Raw genomic sequence first — 16,474 nt, 5'->3', positions numbered from 1 at the left:
GCGACGTGCCCTTCAATCGATCCCCACGCACATCGGCGAGCCGCCGCCGCCCACAAGAGCCGGCGTCCGCGTCACGTCGTGAATCCGTCTTCGGCGCCCTGGGGCACCCATCACCGAACGACGGGCGCGCAGTTCGTGAAAAGGACGCTCGTCTCGATGCGGAAGTTCGATCCCGGGGTGTGGCGCTCGGCCTGGAACACGGCGAGCTCGTACACGTTCCCCTTGACCAGCCCGAGCTCCGCGGCGCGCGCGTCGAAGTCGATCGAGCCACGCTTCGTGTCGTGCACGCCGCCGAGGTCGATCGCGAGCCGACCGTTCACGAAGACCCACAGATCGTCGTCCCCCGAGAAGGTGAAGACCTCTCCGCCCCTGTACAAGAAGAGGTTGCGGAGCTCGAACGTGAAGTGGAAGTTGTGGGCGCGCCCTTGGTTCCCTCGGCCCCGCCCGTCGATAGGAAAGAACGCGTTGCTCTCGAAGAGGAGCCGGCCGTTCGTCTCGACGAAGGGCACGTCGTAGTCGATGGCGACGTTCACGCCGGGCACGTTGCGGAACCACTGATCGAAGTTGCTTTTGCCCGTCGTGTGCCGCGTCGTCCCGCTCGAGACGTACACGGGTTTTCCGTCGGCGCCGAGCGTCCCGGCCACGATGCCCAGCTCTCCGTCGCCGACGAACTTCTCGAAGTCCGGATGGGTGTCGTCGAAGTCGCGCACGATGCCGCGGAAGCTCGGCGCGCACGACGCATCGCGGGTCGACGCCTCGACGGGCGCCGCGTCCCCGAACGATCCCGGCGGAGGCCCCGGCGGCTTCGGCCCTGGCCCAGCTTCCTTCTCCACGATTTCGTCCGAGAAGCCGTCATCGCGCTCGACCGTCGGCGCGTTCGCGCACGCCGATGCCGCGCCGATCCCGAGCACGAAGAGGCCGAGCATCCGGAGGCTGGGGTAACTCATGGTGGAGTTACGGTACGGGTCCTCCGCTCGCACGGGCAAGCCCATCGTGCCGATTTGTCTGCGTGCCTGAACCTGCAGATTGTCGCGCAGCGTCATGTGCAATCGGTGCGCCTCGATGCCCGCGCGAACCACGGGAAACCGCGATCGATTCCCATCACACGGGCAGTCACCGGCACACGGTCAGTAGCCGTGACACGGGTAGATCCACCCGACGTCGACGCGCGCGCGGACCCGGGGGTGGTCGACCGTGAGCCTGTAGCTGTCGCGACGTACGCGCCGGAGCGTCGCGGTGACGGTCCACCGTTCGGGCACCACGTCGCCCGAGCATCGCTCCGAGGACTCGAGGCGTTGTGTCGCCGCGGGGCACGCGATGACCTCGGTCGTGACGTCCACGGCGTCGGCGGGTAGCCGAGCCGCCACCCAGACGAGCCTCGCGATCCGGCGCGTGTCATCTCCTTCGTCCGGAGAGGGCGATGCGTCGGCGCCGGCGTCCGTGGTGTCTTCCGTGCGATCGACGTAGACCACGTTGCTGTTCGCGTCCGCGTACGCGATCGGGCGCGCGAGCCTGGTCCCGTCCGCGAGGACGAGCTCTTCCACCGTGGCCGCCGCGGTGCGCGTGTCCGTCGCCTTGGGGATCTCGTCGTCGTGGTCGAGGCACACGTCTCGACCTTGACCGCACGCGGCGAGGGCCACCACGAAGAACCACGGACGAACACGGGAGGCGTAGCGCATCAGAGCTCCCGGCACGCGAGGACCGCCGGCGTCCAGGAGACGGCGAGGCTCATTCGCAAGCGTGGCTCGTCGACGTGGATCGAGTACGCCTGCGCGCCCCACCACACGAGGTGACCAAAGATGAGCCGCTGCTCGGACGAGGACCGGGCGCCCTGCCCGTCGACGCACCCTTCGCCAGAGTCGTGCAGGCGCTCGGTGGTACGGCGGCAGGTCTGCACGAGCATCGGGAGCTCGAGGGGCGACGAAGGATCGGCCTCGAGCTTCCACGAGATCGCCGCGACCACCGCCCCGGTCGCGCGATCCCCGACGACCGCGACGGAGCCGCCCTTCGAGTTGCCTCGGATCCGCGCGGACGCGGAGGCTCGAGGCTCTCCCTCGGCGGCGATCACGAGCTCGACTTGCCCCGTGGCGTTCGCGCGCTCGGGCTCGACGATCTCCTTGTACGCGCAGCTGGGATCGTCGCCGACCGCCACGCACCCCACGAGGCTCACGAGGGCCCCCGCTCCCCACGCCCAGCGATACACGCCGGGAACATGCCACGAGCGCCCGGCAGATGCACGTGGCGGGGCGGTCGGCGCCACCCCACTCGGCGCTCCCTCGCGGCGCTCCGAGATCGCGCGGCCCGCACGCACCTCGCCGGTCAGCGCACCGCACGATCGCGGTCATTTCCGCGCCTCGCTCCTGACACGACGAAGCCCGCGAGCCCTCGTCGGGTCGCGGGCCTCTCGCTCGTAGGTCGCCTCACTTCACGACGAAGTGCTGGTAGGCGCCGGCGGTGTCTTGGTCACGGCAGGTCTGCATCGTCGCCTGGACGTGGTCGCCAGCCTTGGCCGGGGCCGCCAACGTGACGCACATGCCCGTCACGCCGCGGAGGCGGCCCTGGTCGTCCAGGGTCCAGGTCTGGTCGGTCTTGTCGCACGAGTAGATGTCGACCTTGGTGCCCTCGGCCACGCCCGAGTGGTCGATGTCGAGGCACGCGTTGGTGCTCATCTGGCTGCGGATGCGCCCGTCCATCGAGTAGCTCCAGAGCTGCGGGTTCGTGCCGTTGCACACGTACGCGCCGACCGACGTGAAGTCCGAGGTACCCCCGTGGTAGAGGTCGAGGCACACGTCGCTGCGCGCCGCGAGCACCAACGATTTCCCGTAGAAGGTCTGCGCGGCAGCGTCGAGCGCGGCTCGCACGTCGCTCTCGGCGTGCACCTTGGCGATGGCCTGCTTCGCGGCCGAGACGCACGCGACGACCTTCGGATCGTCCTCGCCCTGCACGGTCTCCACGTCGTCGAAGCACTTCGGCACCACGGCCTGGAGGGCGGCGTTGTCGGCGTCGAGCCAGGCTTGGACGGACTTCACCTTCGCAGCGTCGTAGGCCGGGCTCGTGGCCCGCACGTCGGCGAGGGAGCGGAGCGTCACGACCGAGTCGAAGGCCGTCTGGAGATCACGACGCGCGGTGACGACGCTGCCGGGGGTGTCCGGGAAGTCGACGCCGGAGATGCCCACCGACGAGAGCTTCGCCGTCGAGAACGAGAGGGGGACGTACCCGTCCGAGCCACCGAACTGCGTCGGGTAGTCGCTCGAGGCGTAGTCGAGCGCCTTCTGGGCGAGGTCGAGGCACGCGTCGAGGTTGTCCCCCGAGCACGTGACCGCGCTCTTCGGGTCGAGCACGCGGGTGAGCTGGGAGGGGTCACCGCCGAGCTGGGTCGGCGTGAGCGCGATGGGGATGCCCTTCTTCTGCGAGCTGTGCGCCTTCGAGAGCTTCGTCGAGAGCTCCCCGAACGTCGCGCTGGCCGACAGCGAGCCCGTCATCTCGCTCTTCAGCTCGTCCGACGAGAAGCTCACGCGGTACGCGATGGCCAGGCGCGAGCCGAGCTGGACGCTCGTGATCACCTGATCGCCGCACGACTGGAGGAAGCTCTCCGGATCGCGCTCGCGGAGCTCCGCGGCCTGGCTCGTGAGGGCCACGCTGCTCGACTGGAGGAGCGGCCCGAGCTGCGATGCCGAGAGGAGGATGGTGTAGGAGCCGCTCGACGAGGTCGCCTCCCTCGCCATCTTGAACGAGCCCTCGCCCTTGTAGATCCCGAAGTGGGCCTTCGCGTCGACGTCGATCGAGAGCGCCGAGCTCGCTTGGGCCGTGTCCAGTTGGCTCGAAAAGGTCACCTGGCCGCGCTGGTTCGGCTGCGACTTCGTCACGACGTCGAAGCAGGAGATCGGGGCGACCTGGCTGCTGCGCGCGTTGTACCCGAGCCCGGCATCGGGGAGCTGGAGCGCGTCGGGGGCGACCTGATGGGGGACCGTCACGCCGAGCATGCCGACCTCCGTGAGCGCCTCACCCGTGGTCGCGATGTCCGCGGTGTCGGAGGCGGCGGGGACCGCGCATGCGGCGGACGAGAGCGAGGCGACGAGGGCGAGAGCGACGAGCTTGGTGTTCATGGGAGTCTCCGTATCGTTGGGGTTCGACCTCCCTTCAGCAGCGTCCGTGCCAGCCACGTCACCGCCCATAAGCCGTTGAAATCGTTACTGTTGCGACCGATACGTCGGAGATGACCGCGGTGTACCGGTACGGCTCGGTACACGCGGTCGATGCGGGCGCGAGGTGCAGTGCCGCGCAGCTCGCGGGGCCTCCTCCTGTCGTCCACCACGCGTGCGCCGGCTCACCCATCCGCCCCCACAAAAACCAAAGAGCCAGGCCCCAAGGCCCGGCTCTTCTCACGTCACGTCACGTCACGGTCAGTCTTGCGGCTCCTCGGGCCGCGCGGGCTTCTCGTCGGCCTTCGAGCCGCGCTTCTCGTCCCGCTTGTCCTCGCCCTTCGCCATCGACGCCTTCACCTTCGCCAAGATCGCGTCCACCGGCGCGAGCATCGTGTGGAGCGCCGCGATCTCTTCGTTCGTCGTCGCCATCGCCTCCGCGAGCGTAACGAACGACTGCAGCGCGTCCGCGGCGTCGCGCCGCAGCGGGGCCAGCGCCGAGACGCGCTCGAGCGTCACCAGGCTCTCCTGCACCGCCGCCTCGTACTCCGCGTGCTCCACCTTCTGCACCGCGAGCGCGGGGCGGAGGATGGCCCGAAGCTCCTTCGACATCGGCTCCTCCTCGAGGCACACGAGCAGCGCCTTGCCGTGCTCGGCCTGCGCCGCCGTGTCGCGCCTGAGGAAGGACATGTCGGCGAAGAACTTTTTGAGCAGCGTCGCGGCCTCGTCGCCGAGCTCCGTCACGCCCGCGAGCCGAGCGTAGGCCTCGGTGAGATCGCGCAGGACGATCCAGTTGCGGTCGACCCGCAGGTCGATGGCGCCCACCTTCGCCTCGGCGAGGTCGGCCTGCATGCGCCCCTTCGTCTCGTGCTCGAGCGGCTTCACCGCGACGAAGAACTTCTTGAGGCGCTTCGACTCTTCGGCGCTCAGCGTGACGCCTTCGGTCGTTTGTTTGAGCCCGGCCGCGATGCCCGGGAGATGGAGGGACGAGACATTACCCACACTTCGCACTGGTTTCATTCGAGGCTCCTTGAAGTGCGCCGCACTCTCGCGTCGCCCCTGTGTCTCGGCTCGCACCCGGCGCGTGTTGCGAAGAAACGTGACGGCCTCGTCGATTTCTCCGCCGCGCCCACCACCCATCGCACTTCCCGAATTGTTTCGAGCGGTTAGCCCACCTTGCCGGGGTGCCCCGCCGGCCCTCCCACGCGTCACACCACGTCCCCCAGGTGTGTTTTCGGTGCGGCACACGGAGCATCCACGTTGGGCATGTGGTGACGGCGGGGAGGTCACGGCAGAGAGACCTGGCCCACCTGTGTCGGGCGTGCGCGCCACGCGAAAAACACTTCGCGTGGGTGCTGACGGCGTGCGTGCCACGAACGCAGCACGGGGCCCGGGTGCGCGGGGCGAGACGCGCGCGAATGGTGGGCCTAGACAAGATCCGAGAGCGCGGATTACGCTGCGTCTTGGGAAAGAAACGGCGCAGAGCCGCAGCAGGACTAGCCGATGAGGCGCGCGACGGCAGCGGTGCGGCGACGTGCCAGCCTCGTCGGTTCGGCAACCGCCGTGCAACGTTCGATTCGCCGCGTGGGGACCGTGGGCGCCGTGCAAGTTCCCCGAGCCACGCCGTCCCGCCGTCCGGTGGCGTGCGAACGCTGGTTTGCTTGACGTACGCTCGGGCCCCAACCGTGAGGTTCGAGCTAGACTGCCGAGGGCGCCATGGCAAACTGCGACCTTGAGCAGGTCGTCCTCGCCTTTCTTCAAGACAGACTCGTCAAGGACCGAATCGCCAATGGCTGGCCGCGATCCCAAAGATGGCTACGAAAACCACCTGAGAACCGCAGAGCTGACTGGTGCGAAGGCGCTAACCCGAGCGCAACGAGCTGGGTGCCCCACAACGGAGGTCTCATGTGGTTCGAAGCTAACGCCCGCATGCATGCGCTCGGCATGATCAAAGGTAGGATCGACCCAACCACCCTGGGCAACTGGACGACGTGGGTCGCGAAGTGAACAAGCACCCTGGCGAGCCCGTCAAACGTTGGACGTCGGCCCCGTCGACCTTCTCTATCGCCGTGGAGCCCGACGAAAAGACGCTGCGCGCGGCATTTCCATTCGCGGATGTCCCCGCCGGCCACCCGTTGCGCGCCCTATGGTCGGAGCCAACGGAGCGAGCGCGGGACGCCCTCCATCATCTCGCGGACGACGTCCGTATGGTGGAGAACGTGCCCGGCGCCAAGTCGTTGTTCAAGTCCATGCGCACCGACCCAGAAGGCTTCGACGACTTCCGGTACGAGCTCCGGGTGGGGGCAGCGATTGCACGCTCGGCTGGCCAGAAGCTGCTGCGAATGGGTGGCCCGAGTTCGGGGCCGGACATCGAGTTCGAAGCGCTGTCGGGACACACGTGCGGGGTGGCTTGCTACCGGGCCCGCTCAAGAACTCGAGCCGTGGAGGAGCTTCACAGCCACCTCGGCTCGATCGCACGGTCGTTTTTTCGACGGTTCGTGTTCTACGACGTGCCCGAGAACCTGCTGCTCGAAATGATCTTCCCGCGAGCAACCCTCACAAAGAGAGAAGCAGCGGACGCGTTCAACGTCCTGTACGACTTCTGGCTTCGTTGGGACGTGGCGCAAGTGGAGCAAAACGGAATCAAGGTCACCCGCCAGATGCTTCCTCATCTTCCCCCAGTGGCCGGACAGAGGCGGCGCGCGCGCCTCCGGCTTATCGTACCCCTACGAAAGGCCGAGAGAGAGCGGGTACTCCGGCAGCTCGACCAGAAGATCGCGAAGGAAATTAGGAGCTGGGCGTCCGGCTACAAGGGCGTGCCGTTGTTCGCCGTTGAAGAGTCCGACGCCATCCACAACGGCTGCTTGAGGGAAGACCTGGATGCTATCATGGCTGACGCCAACCAAACGTTTGCCGGCTTTCTGCTAACGTACTATCCGTCGCGTGGGATTGAGAGCGGCGACTGGGTCCCACGGCGGAGCAGTTCGCTCGGCCTCCACATCGGGATCGAGACGTTCGGCCCCAACCTCAGCTCCTGGTCCGAGGGTCACACCCTCATGAGTGTCACGCCCGATCACGCAAAGGAGGAATGGGAGTTCGTCCGAACCGGCACCGGGTCATACTCCATTCTCGTACACTCACTCTCGCTCGGAAGCCACTACGCTCGCCTCCCTTTGCCCTGCGACCTGACGCTTCCTCCCACGGCGGACCCAAAGTTCCAGGAGCACTTCAAGGCCGCCATGGAGAGTATTCAGCGTGAGCAGCAACGAGTCCTCCCAAGCCCCGACTTCATCGGCTCGCTTAGCGACGAGGCCGACATATAGAAACCGGCGACCTTCTCCTTCGCCCGCGCGATCCGCGCACGCGTCCCAGCCCTCCAGGTCGACCTGCGAATCGCCTATGCCATCTGCGAAACTGCCGCCTCAAGGTCCATGTCGAGCGGCACCTAGTAGAACGGTTTTTCACGGGAGGATCTTCACCGTCAGTCAGATCGCGCGCACGTGAAACTATTCTACCTGCACACAACGCACCGAAACGCTTCCACGACCATCCCGGAGCCACGTTTGTCCACCCTGCTGCTCTCCCCAGCCCGACCAATACGCAAGTCCACGATCGAAGATGAATCTTGACTCTCGCGAATTCCCGTTCGCGTACAGGCCATCGATCGCCCACATGGACAACATCGACCCGTCCCCCGCGACGCGCACCATCGCCTCGTACCCAGCTGTACTGAAACCGCTTAACAAGAATCCTTCACCCGCTCGAACCATCCCCGACAAACCGCGAAGCGGAGACACATTCAACTCGATTGAAGACGGTGCGGTGGTACCATCGGCATGGGCGCGCCATACCCGGGAGACGTACCTGCCACTCGCACCCTCCAATCCGCCGTCCCACCAAAAGACTTCACCATTCTGGACACTAAGAAATCCAAAGTGGCCCGAGAGCGGCTTTGGCTGTAGCGGAACCACCACCCTCCACCTTGCGCTACCAGTGGGTAGGTGCGCAACAAAGACCCCTCCCTTGCCACCGCTCGCGTCGTACCGCCCAGCCCACGCGAGGACGTACTGTCCACTACTATTGCCAGCCCCGGCCTGAGGCAGGACCCGATAGTTCGGGTGCCCGTCATCCTCTGGCCGCGGCAGGTCCGGTACCGACAAGACCTGCCCGTCAAGCCCAATCCTCCGCAACCCAAACATAGGAGGAATCGAATTCGACCGATCGGCAAAGAAGAATGCCTGCCCGTCAGACCACCTCGGCGACTCAAAACTGAATCCAACAATAGACATTGTCTTTCCTGTCGCTAGAGTCGTCACATTACTCGGGTACCAGTACGCCGTACCTGCCACCACCTTCACAAATGCACGTGGCGTCATACGATCCGGTAGAATGGCGCTACTGACCTCACGTGGTACGAGTGCGGGAATTTCCGCTGTCATGAGGTGCCCCACTGTCGGAGCGTTAGCATTGTTCACTCCGGCTGGGCTATGGTACATCCAGTACAGATGGTCGTCCGCAATAGTAGGGTTCGACGGGTCGGTGGACCCCGAGGCAATCGTTTGCTGATCCGTATCGACGCATACGGGGCTTGACGGCGATTTTACGGGGGAGTCCTCAGGACTAGTGGCTGAAATTCCAGTCGGCGCATCAAGACTTCCGCCCGTGGCACAGCCAACTGTCCCAACGAAGACGGTGATGGCAGCGATTGTTACTCTTGTCGTGCACGCACGTTCGATCTGGCAAATCATGCTCCACATCACCTTTGCGTGGGTCTATTGCGGATCACGCGTCTAGCATTGCCTCATCGTCGATGCCGCGCCATCGTGGAAGTCCACGACCGCGAGGTCCGTGATCCATGGTTCAAACAGTCGAGCTTCACTTTGCCCAGCAAAACGCGCGTGACGTCCGACAGGCGACCATTTCGGTGACAGAACGCCGTTGTGGGTTTCCACGATAGCGGTGGTGACTGGTGGGAGCCACACTAGTTTTCAGGTTGTGCCGATCGCCTTCAACAACTCCCGCAGGAGGTCTGTTTCATGCGTGTGCTAAGGCAAACTGGCCTCATGGTTCTCGCCTTCGGGACGCTCATTTCATTCGGGATAGGGTCTAGTCGCGCACAAATCGCCTCGCCGCTTCCAATTCAGCATCCAACTGGAAGATGGGAGACCGGGCGGATCGCTGCGAATCCGTCATGTAGCGACAAGTCGCTTCTGTTGACAGGTCCGATCTGGGTCACGTCTCTATCCACCGGGGTCGACCCAACGATCCCGCGGCAGGGCTTTGTTGTCGTTTCTGGTCCCGGCAGTGGGTTCACCAATGTCTGGATTTCGACAGACTACTTCAAGGGCCCCTTCTTCTTGCCAAACGGGGCGACAATGTGCCTCGATCGCCAACTATATCCTGGGCAAAGGGGAAGTGTCTCCGAGGTGATATACTCCGGATATCGCTAAGGCCAGATGACCCCAGAACTCGGTCGACGAGGGCACGCAAGGCGCTTCAGGTGCGCGGAAAGCCTTCCGAGCGCGACTCGGATCATTCGAGCCTGCGCTTCGATTCGCCCCCTCGAAGTGGCAGACCGACGGGGATCGGCAGGGAATCCCGAGCGCGACCGACGGGGATGTGAGGATTTCCCGGGTTTCACCCATGCGGTATCGACCGCCCTGCCACCTACTGGCAGGCTGCTGCGCCGCACTCGAAGTCGACCCACGTCACGACGCCGGGTTCCATCGGGAGCTCCGTCGCATCGCAAGGCTGACAGGCGCCCGCGTCCCCGGGGGAGCTGGGGGTGACCGAAAAGGTCGCGGGGGTTAGGTTCCCCAAGAAGAGGGTGCTTCCGCCGCCGCCCGCGACCGTCGAGGTCGACAATGTGGGTGTACCGTTCGACGCGACGGCTATGCCGAACCCGGGGACGAGTACGTCCAGGCCATTCCTGAGCGTCGCCGAGTATCCGCCGGAGGCCGCGTTCCGAAAGTCGACCTCCACGATCGCCTTCGTCGGGTCGACCGTGACGCCAAGGGCTTGCGCCGCCATGCGTTCGTCCTGCCCGACGAGATAGTACTGCCGGAACCGCGCGTTCGGGCGAACGACGAAGCCTCGGATCATCGGTAGCGCCACGGAGCCCGAGGGCGGAACCACCTTGACGATGGCCGTACGACCTTCGGGGAGGAAGAGCTCGAAGTCGCCCTTCGCATCGGTCTGCGTCGTCATCGTGAACGGCGCGAGGAGGGTCACCGTGGCCCCGGCCACGTCGCCACCGTAGTCGACGTGCCCGACGACACGATGGATCGCGGGGGGCGCGACGTCGGCCGACCCATCGAGAGGTCTGGCATCGCTCGCCGAGGCATCCGCTGGCCCCGAGGCGTCCGGTGGAGCCGGGATCGGATTCGCGTCGGCGGCCGACGCCTCTACCGGCTCCACGTCGCGGGCTACGCCGGCTCGCGAATCACAGGCGAGCCATCCACCCGCAGCCATCATGAAGACGCCAACAGTTCCTGCCCACGCGCGCGCCCCAGGGAACATGCGGCGAGGATCGAACACCCGCGGGGTGGGCGACAAGCAGAATCGGATCGGGACGCCCCAACCGGCCCCGCGCCGCCCCGCGGTTGCGGTGGCGTGCGACCTGTGACCGCGCGGTCGCCTGTGCCCCTCGCTCCCATGCCGTTCCAGGCCGCGAGCCGGAACAGTCCCTGCTACTCTGCCTTGATGCTGCTCTCCGAGCACGTACGTGCCCAGGCTGAGGCACGGCTCTCGACCTCCCTCGCTGGATACGAGCTTGCATCCATTCTGGGGATCGGCGGAGCGGCTTGCGTTTACCGCGCGCGGAGCCCTAGCGGGGAAGACGTGGCCCTCAAGGTTCTCCACCACGACCTCGCCCTGGATCTCGCCACCCGCGAGCGATTCCTGCGTGAGAGCTACGCCGCCAACGCGGTCGAGCACCCGGGCGCGGTGCACATACTGCGTCACGGTGCCGACGAATCGGGTACGCCATTCCTGGCAATGGAGCTGCTCGAGGGCTGCACTCTCGAGGAGGCGTGGCGACGCTCCGATGTGCCGTTTCCTACGCGGCGGGCGCTCGACATCATTACGGCAACGCTAGAGATCCTGGCGGCCGCCCACACGAAGAACATCATCCACCGCGACATCAAGCCCGCGAACGTGTTCCTGGAGCAACCCTCGCGGGTACGATTGCTCGACTTCGGCCTGGCGCGACTTCTATCCTCGCCACGCGTTACCCCAACGGGGGATGCCCTTGGCACGGCCGAATTCGCTGCCCCGGAGCAAGCCCGCGGCGCGGCGAAGAGGGTCGACGCCCGGGCAGATGTGTACTCGGTCGGGGCCCTCCTCTACACCTTGCTCACGGGGAGCTTCGTTCACGACGCAGCGAACCCGATGGAACGGTTGGTGCTTGCAGCGACTCGCCCTGCACCGTCTCTCCGAACCCGTGCCCCGCTTGCTCCCGAGGCGATCGTCCGGATCGTCGACAAGGCGCTCTGCTTTCGGCGCGACGACAGGTTCGCCGACGCACGCGCGATGCATGGTGCCATACTGACCGCCATTCATGGGCTCCCTGAGATGACCAATGTCTCGTGACCTTCCAACCACGCCCTCGGCTTTGACCTTCGCGCGCCTGCTCGGCGAGGGCCCCCTCGCGAAGGTCGCCCTTGCTGCGGCCCTCGAGCAGGTCTCGTTCCCCGCTTTCATCGTGTCCCAATCCGGGACGATGCTGCACGCTAACACGCGGGGGGCGAAGGTCGTCGCGCCGTCAGAATCCCGCCGAAGGTCACTATTCAAACGCGCCATCGCGACGCTCGGAGAGCCCGACGCGACGCTCGCCGCCCTTGTAACACCTCTGCGTGTGGAAGGACGGCCGACGTACTACCTGATCATCTTCGGTGAGACGACCTCGACCGAAGAGCTCGTCTGCCAGACGGCGCGGTTGTGGGAGCTTACGCCGCGGCAGACCGAGGTCGTCATGCTGGTCGCTCGTGGCATGTCGAACAAGGAAATCGCCGTCACCCTCGACTGCACGGAGCGGACGGTGGAGACCCATCTCACCGCGGTTTTTCGCAGGTCCGGCCTCGACGGACGTGGGGCGTTGCTCGCGCATCTCGTGCGGCGGTAGCTCACGGCCCGCCATCGCACCGCTCCTCGGGGCCTACAGCGACGACGCTAGGCTCGTTTCGGACCCAGGGAATGACGCGAACGTTGTCGATCCAGAAGTCTACCACCGTATCGATCGAGAGCCTGTCGACCATGAAGCACAGAAGCGCGTCTCCAGGACGAATGGGCCCCGCGCGGACGGACTGCTGGACCGGGCCTTCGAAGGCCGATGGAACGGGGGCGCCTCCGACGCCCTGGGTCGTCACGCGGAAGTGGCGGGGCGCGCTGACGAAGCCTGCGTCGTAGACGATTGAGTATTCGAGGCCTGGGGGAAAACTCGTAAACTGGCAAAGCCCGACAGAGTGGTCGCTTTCGCTGCCCTTTCCCAACATGGTAAAACGCGCACGGCCTCCATCGATGCGGATTTCGTAGCCGAGGCCACGAGGGGCGGGCAGCGGGGACCATGCCCTTGCCGAAGGGTCGGCGAACGATCCATCGAAGACGATGCCGGGAACGAACACGTCCTCCTGTGCACTCGGAAGCCCGCGCCCAAGCCCGCCATAGTAAAGGTAGAGTTCTTGGTCTCCCCCCGACACGTCGATCGCCGCATACAGCGCGGCGGCATCCGCGAAACTTGGGCCGTCGAACACGTATGGCACGGGTTTTCCAGAAGCATCCACCAACAAGAGCCCAGGCTCCACCTCGTTCACCTTTCCTTCCCGCCGAAGTCGGAGCGTATCCAGCGAGAACCGGACCGGGTACCTACGGACGACCTCAGGGGCACGCACGATGAGGCGACGCCGGTATCGTGAACCGGGGAGCCACCCCGTACACCCTGGTTCGCGAGGCGGGGAGGCCGCCCTCGCGTCAGAGGGACCGTCGGCAACGTTTCTCGCGGCGGGTTCCCCTTCCGGCAGCCCCCCGAGGAAGGCCTCGCACGCCGACACCGACACGACGACGAGAACCACCCCGAGTCGCTTCATGGGCACGACGTCTCCTCACGTCCCACCGATGCTCGAGGCTCGTTCGTCACGACGCGGCGCGCGCGGATCCGCGAGAACCGTGCATTCACGCTTCCACCGGTCGTGACCCCTGCACCAAGGCACATCACCCGAGTCCCGGAGTCAAACGTGATGGTCTCTTCATCCCGTGCGTTCATCGTGACGTTGCCCTCCACGACACTGTGGGCCCACACCGAGAGGCGGTCGAGCCCGGAAACCCAGACCCAGACCGCGCCTTCGCCCTCGCGCGCGAACACCGTATCGAAGACGACTCGGTAGCGTGACCCTCCTGGGAACGTGACGGTCTGACACGCGACGACGCTCGCGCCATTGTTGCCTGAGCTCCTCGCGACTTTGAAGCGCACGCCCTCGTCCTCGTAGCCGACACTCCACTCCGCGGGGACGCGATCGGCAGGGTCCTCCGTGAACTGCACCCACCACCCGTCGGTGCGCCGGAACGTTGGATCATCGATGATTCCCGGGGCGAAGACGTCCATTCGCTGTGCCCCGATCGCCGCCGACGCGTTACCGTAGTGGACCCATCCGCGTGCCCCCGGCTGGATGTGCATCCGGACGAGCGCTTGGCGAGGGCCGCCATCTGCCTCACCGTCGACCCAAAACGGCAAAGGTCGACCTTCTTCGTCGGTGAATCGGTAGTCGGCTCCCGTCGGCTGAACCTTGCCTTCGGCCACGAGTTGGTCCGAGGGTAGTGCGATCTGGACCGTGTAGTCCGCTACGGAGGCGTCGGTCCCGTCGAGGACGAAGGCGCGGCGATACGGATATCCCGGCAACGCGCCGGGACATGACGGAGCGCCGTCCCAACCAGCCTCCCCCAAACTGGGAGCCGACGCGGCGTCAGGACGATCGATGGCCTCCCCAAGTCCGCCAAGGATCCACGCGCACCCGGACACACCGAGCGCGCACGCAAACAGGCTGGCTCCAAAGGTCCGGGTCCACGTTGCTTCCGCTCCCATCAGAACCTACCTACGACCCCGAGCGGAGTGACGCTTAGCCGCGTGGGGCGAGGCGGCGCCTTGGGCCACACGAGCAGCGTTACACCGATCGCCCCCAGCCCTAGCGCCGACAAAAGTGTCACAGTCGACACCGTGGCTGCCACACGCGCCTCGGACCGTGCCCCCGGCGACTCGCACACGTTCGCGGTGTCACAGTTCGCCGCGTCGTTGCGCGTGACCGCGAGGACCCCGAAGCTCGTCCCCACGAGTGCGGCGATCGTGGCGCCCCCGAGCGCGAAGAGCCCAGCCCCCTGGGCCACCACGACGCTCCGCGGAACGGCATACACGACAGGGACCTCGACCTTGACGCGCTCCACTTCCGGTGCGGCTCGCGAACGCAGCTCCGGCGCACCGAAGGAGAAGTGCTCACGCCGCGCCTTCTCCCGCTCGATCACGACGATGCGCCGTTCGACGGTGGATCCGCGCGCATCTCGCAGCACGACCTCGTGAGGACCCGGGTCGAGGGCAACCTCCGCGCCCATCGCGACGTCAGGTCGCGGGGCACCATCAATCGTGATCGTTACATCGAAGAGGTCGTCTCCATCCGCCCGCTTGGCGTCGAAGATGACGGTCGGAATGCGCTCTGTCACCTCGGCCAAGCGTTCATCACAAAGGGTCCTCACCTCCGGCGCGCACTCGCTCGCCGCACAGAGTCTGAGCTTGGCGCGAGCCTCGATGAGGTGCCTTGCCTTCAGGGCGGCGCGGGCCTCGTCGCTGGAGTCCAAGCACGGTTCGGCGAGCGCGCTCCCAAGGAACCCGAGGAGCACGCCGAGCCCGCACCCTGCCCCGAGCGCGAGCGCGTGAGACCTCACGGGCACCGCCGGGGCCACTTTCGCCCATCCTCGTCAATATCGACCCCACAGGCGCGAGAGCTCGACACCACGGACGGTACTGCCTTCGGTAGCTGCGCGGACCGCGAACGCCCTGGCGCGCTCGGAGCCGCTCCCGAACTGCGGGCCGCTTCGAGGTGCGCCGGCTGAGGAGCGTCGTGAGACGGAGGTTCGGCCTGGGACGGCGCAGGCGCCGCCGCCGGCACTGCGGCGGCGTCGTCAACGTGAATCTCCGTTGCGGGTGCCCTTTCACCCCCGTCGACGGGACCTCTCGAACGCGGGATACCGACGCCGACAAGCCCTACGAGGACGGCGCCAACCGCCGCAACTCCCACGAGCCGACGCCGGGGCGACGGCATGACGGTCTCGGCCTCGCAGTGCCCACTCGAGCCTAAACCGAAGTCGAGGACATCCGGCACCGGGGCACCGAAGGCGACACGGTGCGCTTCGCGAAGCGCCGCGCCCATCGCCGCGGCAGTGGGCCAGCGCTCATCGCGCTCATGACGTAGGGCTCGATCCACGACCTCCGCGATAGCCGGGTGAATATCGGTGACTGTACCAAGCTTCTGAGCCGGCTCCGTCGCTGCGAGAATAAGGGCCTCCTCGGGAGAATCGGCCTCGTGAACCAGCCTGCCCGAAAGAATCGTGAAGAGGGTTGCTCCGACGGAGTAGATGTCGCTCCGCGCGTCGACCTCGGCGCGCCTCCCATAGGCTTGTTCCGGCGAGGCGAATGCCGGAGTTCCAAGTACACGCCCCGTCACGGTGCTCGACTTTTCGCCGGGCATGGCGACGCGCGCGATGCCGAAGTCGAGCAGCTTGACGGTGCCACTCCGCTCGAGGAACACGTTCTCGGGCTTGATATCACGATGGACGACGCCTGCGTCGTGGGCAAGGCTCAGCGTGACCAGGATGTGAGCTCCTATCGCAACCGCGAGGGCGGCCGGTACGGGGCGTCGGTCCCCGCGCCCGCTTTGCTCGTCGAGAACGGCACGGGCGAAGACATCAAGCGTGACGCCGTCGAGCAGCTCCATGACCAGGTACGCGAGGCCGTCACGCTCGTCATCGTCGAGGATCCGAACGGCCCCCCGGGGTACCTTGTTCGCGGCGTAGCCCTCACGAACGAAGCGTGCTCGGACGTCTGCCCCGACGGAGACCTCCGGGCGCAACAACTTGAGCGCGACGCGGTTGCCGTTGCGATGCAGGGCTTCGTAAACGACGGCCATGCCGCCCTCACCGATGGCACGAAGGAGCGTGTACTTGCCGAGCGTCCGCCCAACGCGTTCTTCCCCTGCGGACGTCCGCATGGAGAGAGCATACGCGGCGAGGGGCGGGCCCGTCTACCGGATGGCGTGCCCCGCCGTGCGTTCAGCCCGGGACCGTTCAACCGC

Annotated in this window: 13 protein-coding genes; 3 read left to right on the top strand and 10 right to left on the bottom strand. The window is 66.2% G+C overall.

What is annotated here, in order from left to right:
* Positions 1-110: 110 nt before the first annotated feature.
* The 5 genes from IPK71_05800 to IPK71_05780 all read right to left on the bottom strand — a co-directional run bounded on the left by IPK71_05800 (position 111) and on the right by IPK71_05780 (position 5,162).
* Positions 111-947, bottom strand: a complete 837-nt coding sequence (locus IPK71_05800) for a fibro-slime domain-containing protein (GenBank protein ID MBK8213248.1) — start codon at positions 945-947, stop codon at positions 111-113.
* A gap of 180 nt (positions 948-1,127) precedes the next feature.
* Positions 1,128-1,679, bottom strand: coding sequence for a hypothetical protein (locus tag IPK71_05795; GenBank protein ID MBK8213247.1), 552 nt, complete (start codon positions 1,677-1,679; stop codon positions 1,128-1,130).
* A complete protein-coding gene (locus IPK71_05790) occupies positions 1,679-2,203 on the bottom strand; it encodes a hypothetical protein (protein MBK8213246.1) in 525 nt (174 codons plus the stop codon). The genes IPK71_05795 and IPK71_05790 overlap by 1 nt, the downstream gene beginning before the upstream one ends.
* A 217-nt stretch (positions 2,204-2,420) precedes the next feature.
* Complete coding sequence (locus IPK71_05785; GenBank protein ID MBK8213245.1) at positions 2,421-4,106, bottom strand: RICIN domain-containing protein; 1,686 nt, start codon at positions 4,104-4,106, stop codon at positions 2,421-2,423.
* Positions 4,107-4,403: 297 nt separating this feature from the next.
* Positions 4,404-5,162: a hypothetical protein gene (locus IPK71_05780; GenBank protein MBK8213244.1), complete on the bottom strand. Its 759-nt coding sequence runs from the start codon at positions 5,160-5,162 to the stop codon at positions 4,404-4,406.
* A 1,049-nt stretch (positions 5,163-6,211) separates the two neighbouring features.
* Between IPK71_05780 and IPK71_05775 the strand changes: the two genes are divergently transcribed.
* Entirely contained in the window at positions 6,212-7,465 is a 1,254-nt protein-coding gene (locus tag IPK71_05775; GenBank protein MBK8213243.1) for a hypothetical protein, read from the top strand.
* 2,344 nt (positions 7,466-9,809) lie between these two features.
* Here the strand turns inward: IPK71_05775 and IPK71_05770 are convergent.
* Positions 9,810-10,661, bottom strand: coding sequence for a hypothetical protein (locus tag IPK71_05770; GenBank protein MBK8213242.1), 852 nt, complete (start codon positions 10,659-10,661; stop codon positions 9,810-9,812).
* 183 nt (positions 10,662-10,844) lie between these two features.
* On the opposite strand from IPK71_05770, the gene IPK71_05765 reads away from it, so the two are divergent.
* Together IPK71_05765 and IPK71_05760 are read left to right on the top strand one after the other, a co-directional pair.
* The gene (locus tag IPK71_05765) at positions 10,845-11,732 is read left to right on the top strand and encodes a serine/threonine protein kinase (GenBank protein MBK8213241.1); all 888 of its coding nucleotides are present in this window, start codon (positions 10,845-10,847) and stop codon (positions 11,730-11,732) included.
* Positions 11,722-12,264, top strand: a complete 543-nt coding sequence (locus IPK71_05760) for a helix-turn-helix transcriptional regulator (protein ID MBK8213240.1) — start codon at positions 11,722-11,724, stop codon at positions 12,262-12,264. Before IPK71_05765 ends, IPK71_05760 begins: the two co-directional genes overlap by 11 nt.
* Position 12,265: 1 nt before the next feature.
* Here IPK71_05760 and IPK71_05755 read toward each other — a convergent pair whose 3' ends face one another.
* The 4 genes from IPK71_05755 to IPK71_05740 all read right to left on the bottom strand — a co-directional run bounded on the left by IPK71_05755 (position 12,266) and on the right by IPK71_05740 (position 16,390).
* On the bottom strand, positions 12,266-13,225 hold the full coding sequence (locus IPK71_05755; protein ID MBK8213239.1) for a hypothetical protein: 960 nt from the start codon (positions 13,223-13,225) through the stop codon (positions 12,266-12,268).
* Positions 13,222-13,740 carry a hypothetical protein gene (locus IPK71_05750; protein ID MBK8213238.1) on the bottom strand — a complete coding sequence of 173 codons (519 nt, stop codon included), beginning with the start codon at positions 13,738-13,740 and terminating at the stop codon, positions 13,222-13,224. Before IPK71_05750 ends, IPK71_05755 begins: the two co-directional genes overlap by 4 nt.
* Positions 13,741-14,216: 476 nt before the next feature.
* The gene (locus IPK71_05745; protein ID MBK8213237.1) at positions 14,217-14,846 is read right to left on the bottom strand and encodes a hypothetical protein; all 630 of its coding nucleotides are present in this window, start codon (positions 14,844-14,846) and stop codon (positions 14,217-14,219) included.
* Positions 14,847-15,064: 218 nt separating this feature from the next.
* Positions 15,065-16,390 carry a serine/threonine protein kinase gene (locus tag IPK71_05740; GenBank protein MBK8213236.1) on the bottom strand — a complete coding sequence of 442 codons (1,326 nt, stop codon included), beginning with the start codon at positions 16,388-16,390 and terminating at the stop codon, positions 15,065-15,067.
* Between the last annotated feature and the right edge of the window lie 84 nt (positions 16,391-16,474).

The organism is Myxococcales bacterium (assembly GCA_016712525.1).
Taxonomy (GTDB): domain Bacteria; phylum Myxococcota_A; class Polyangia; order Polyangiales; family Polyangiaceae; genus JAAFHV01.
This window is presented reverse-complemented; position numbering and strand designations above follow the sequence as displayed.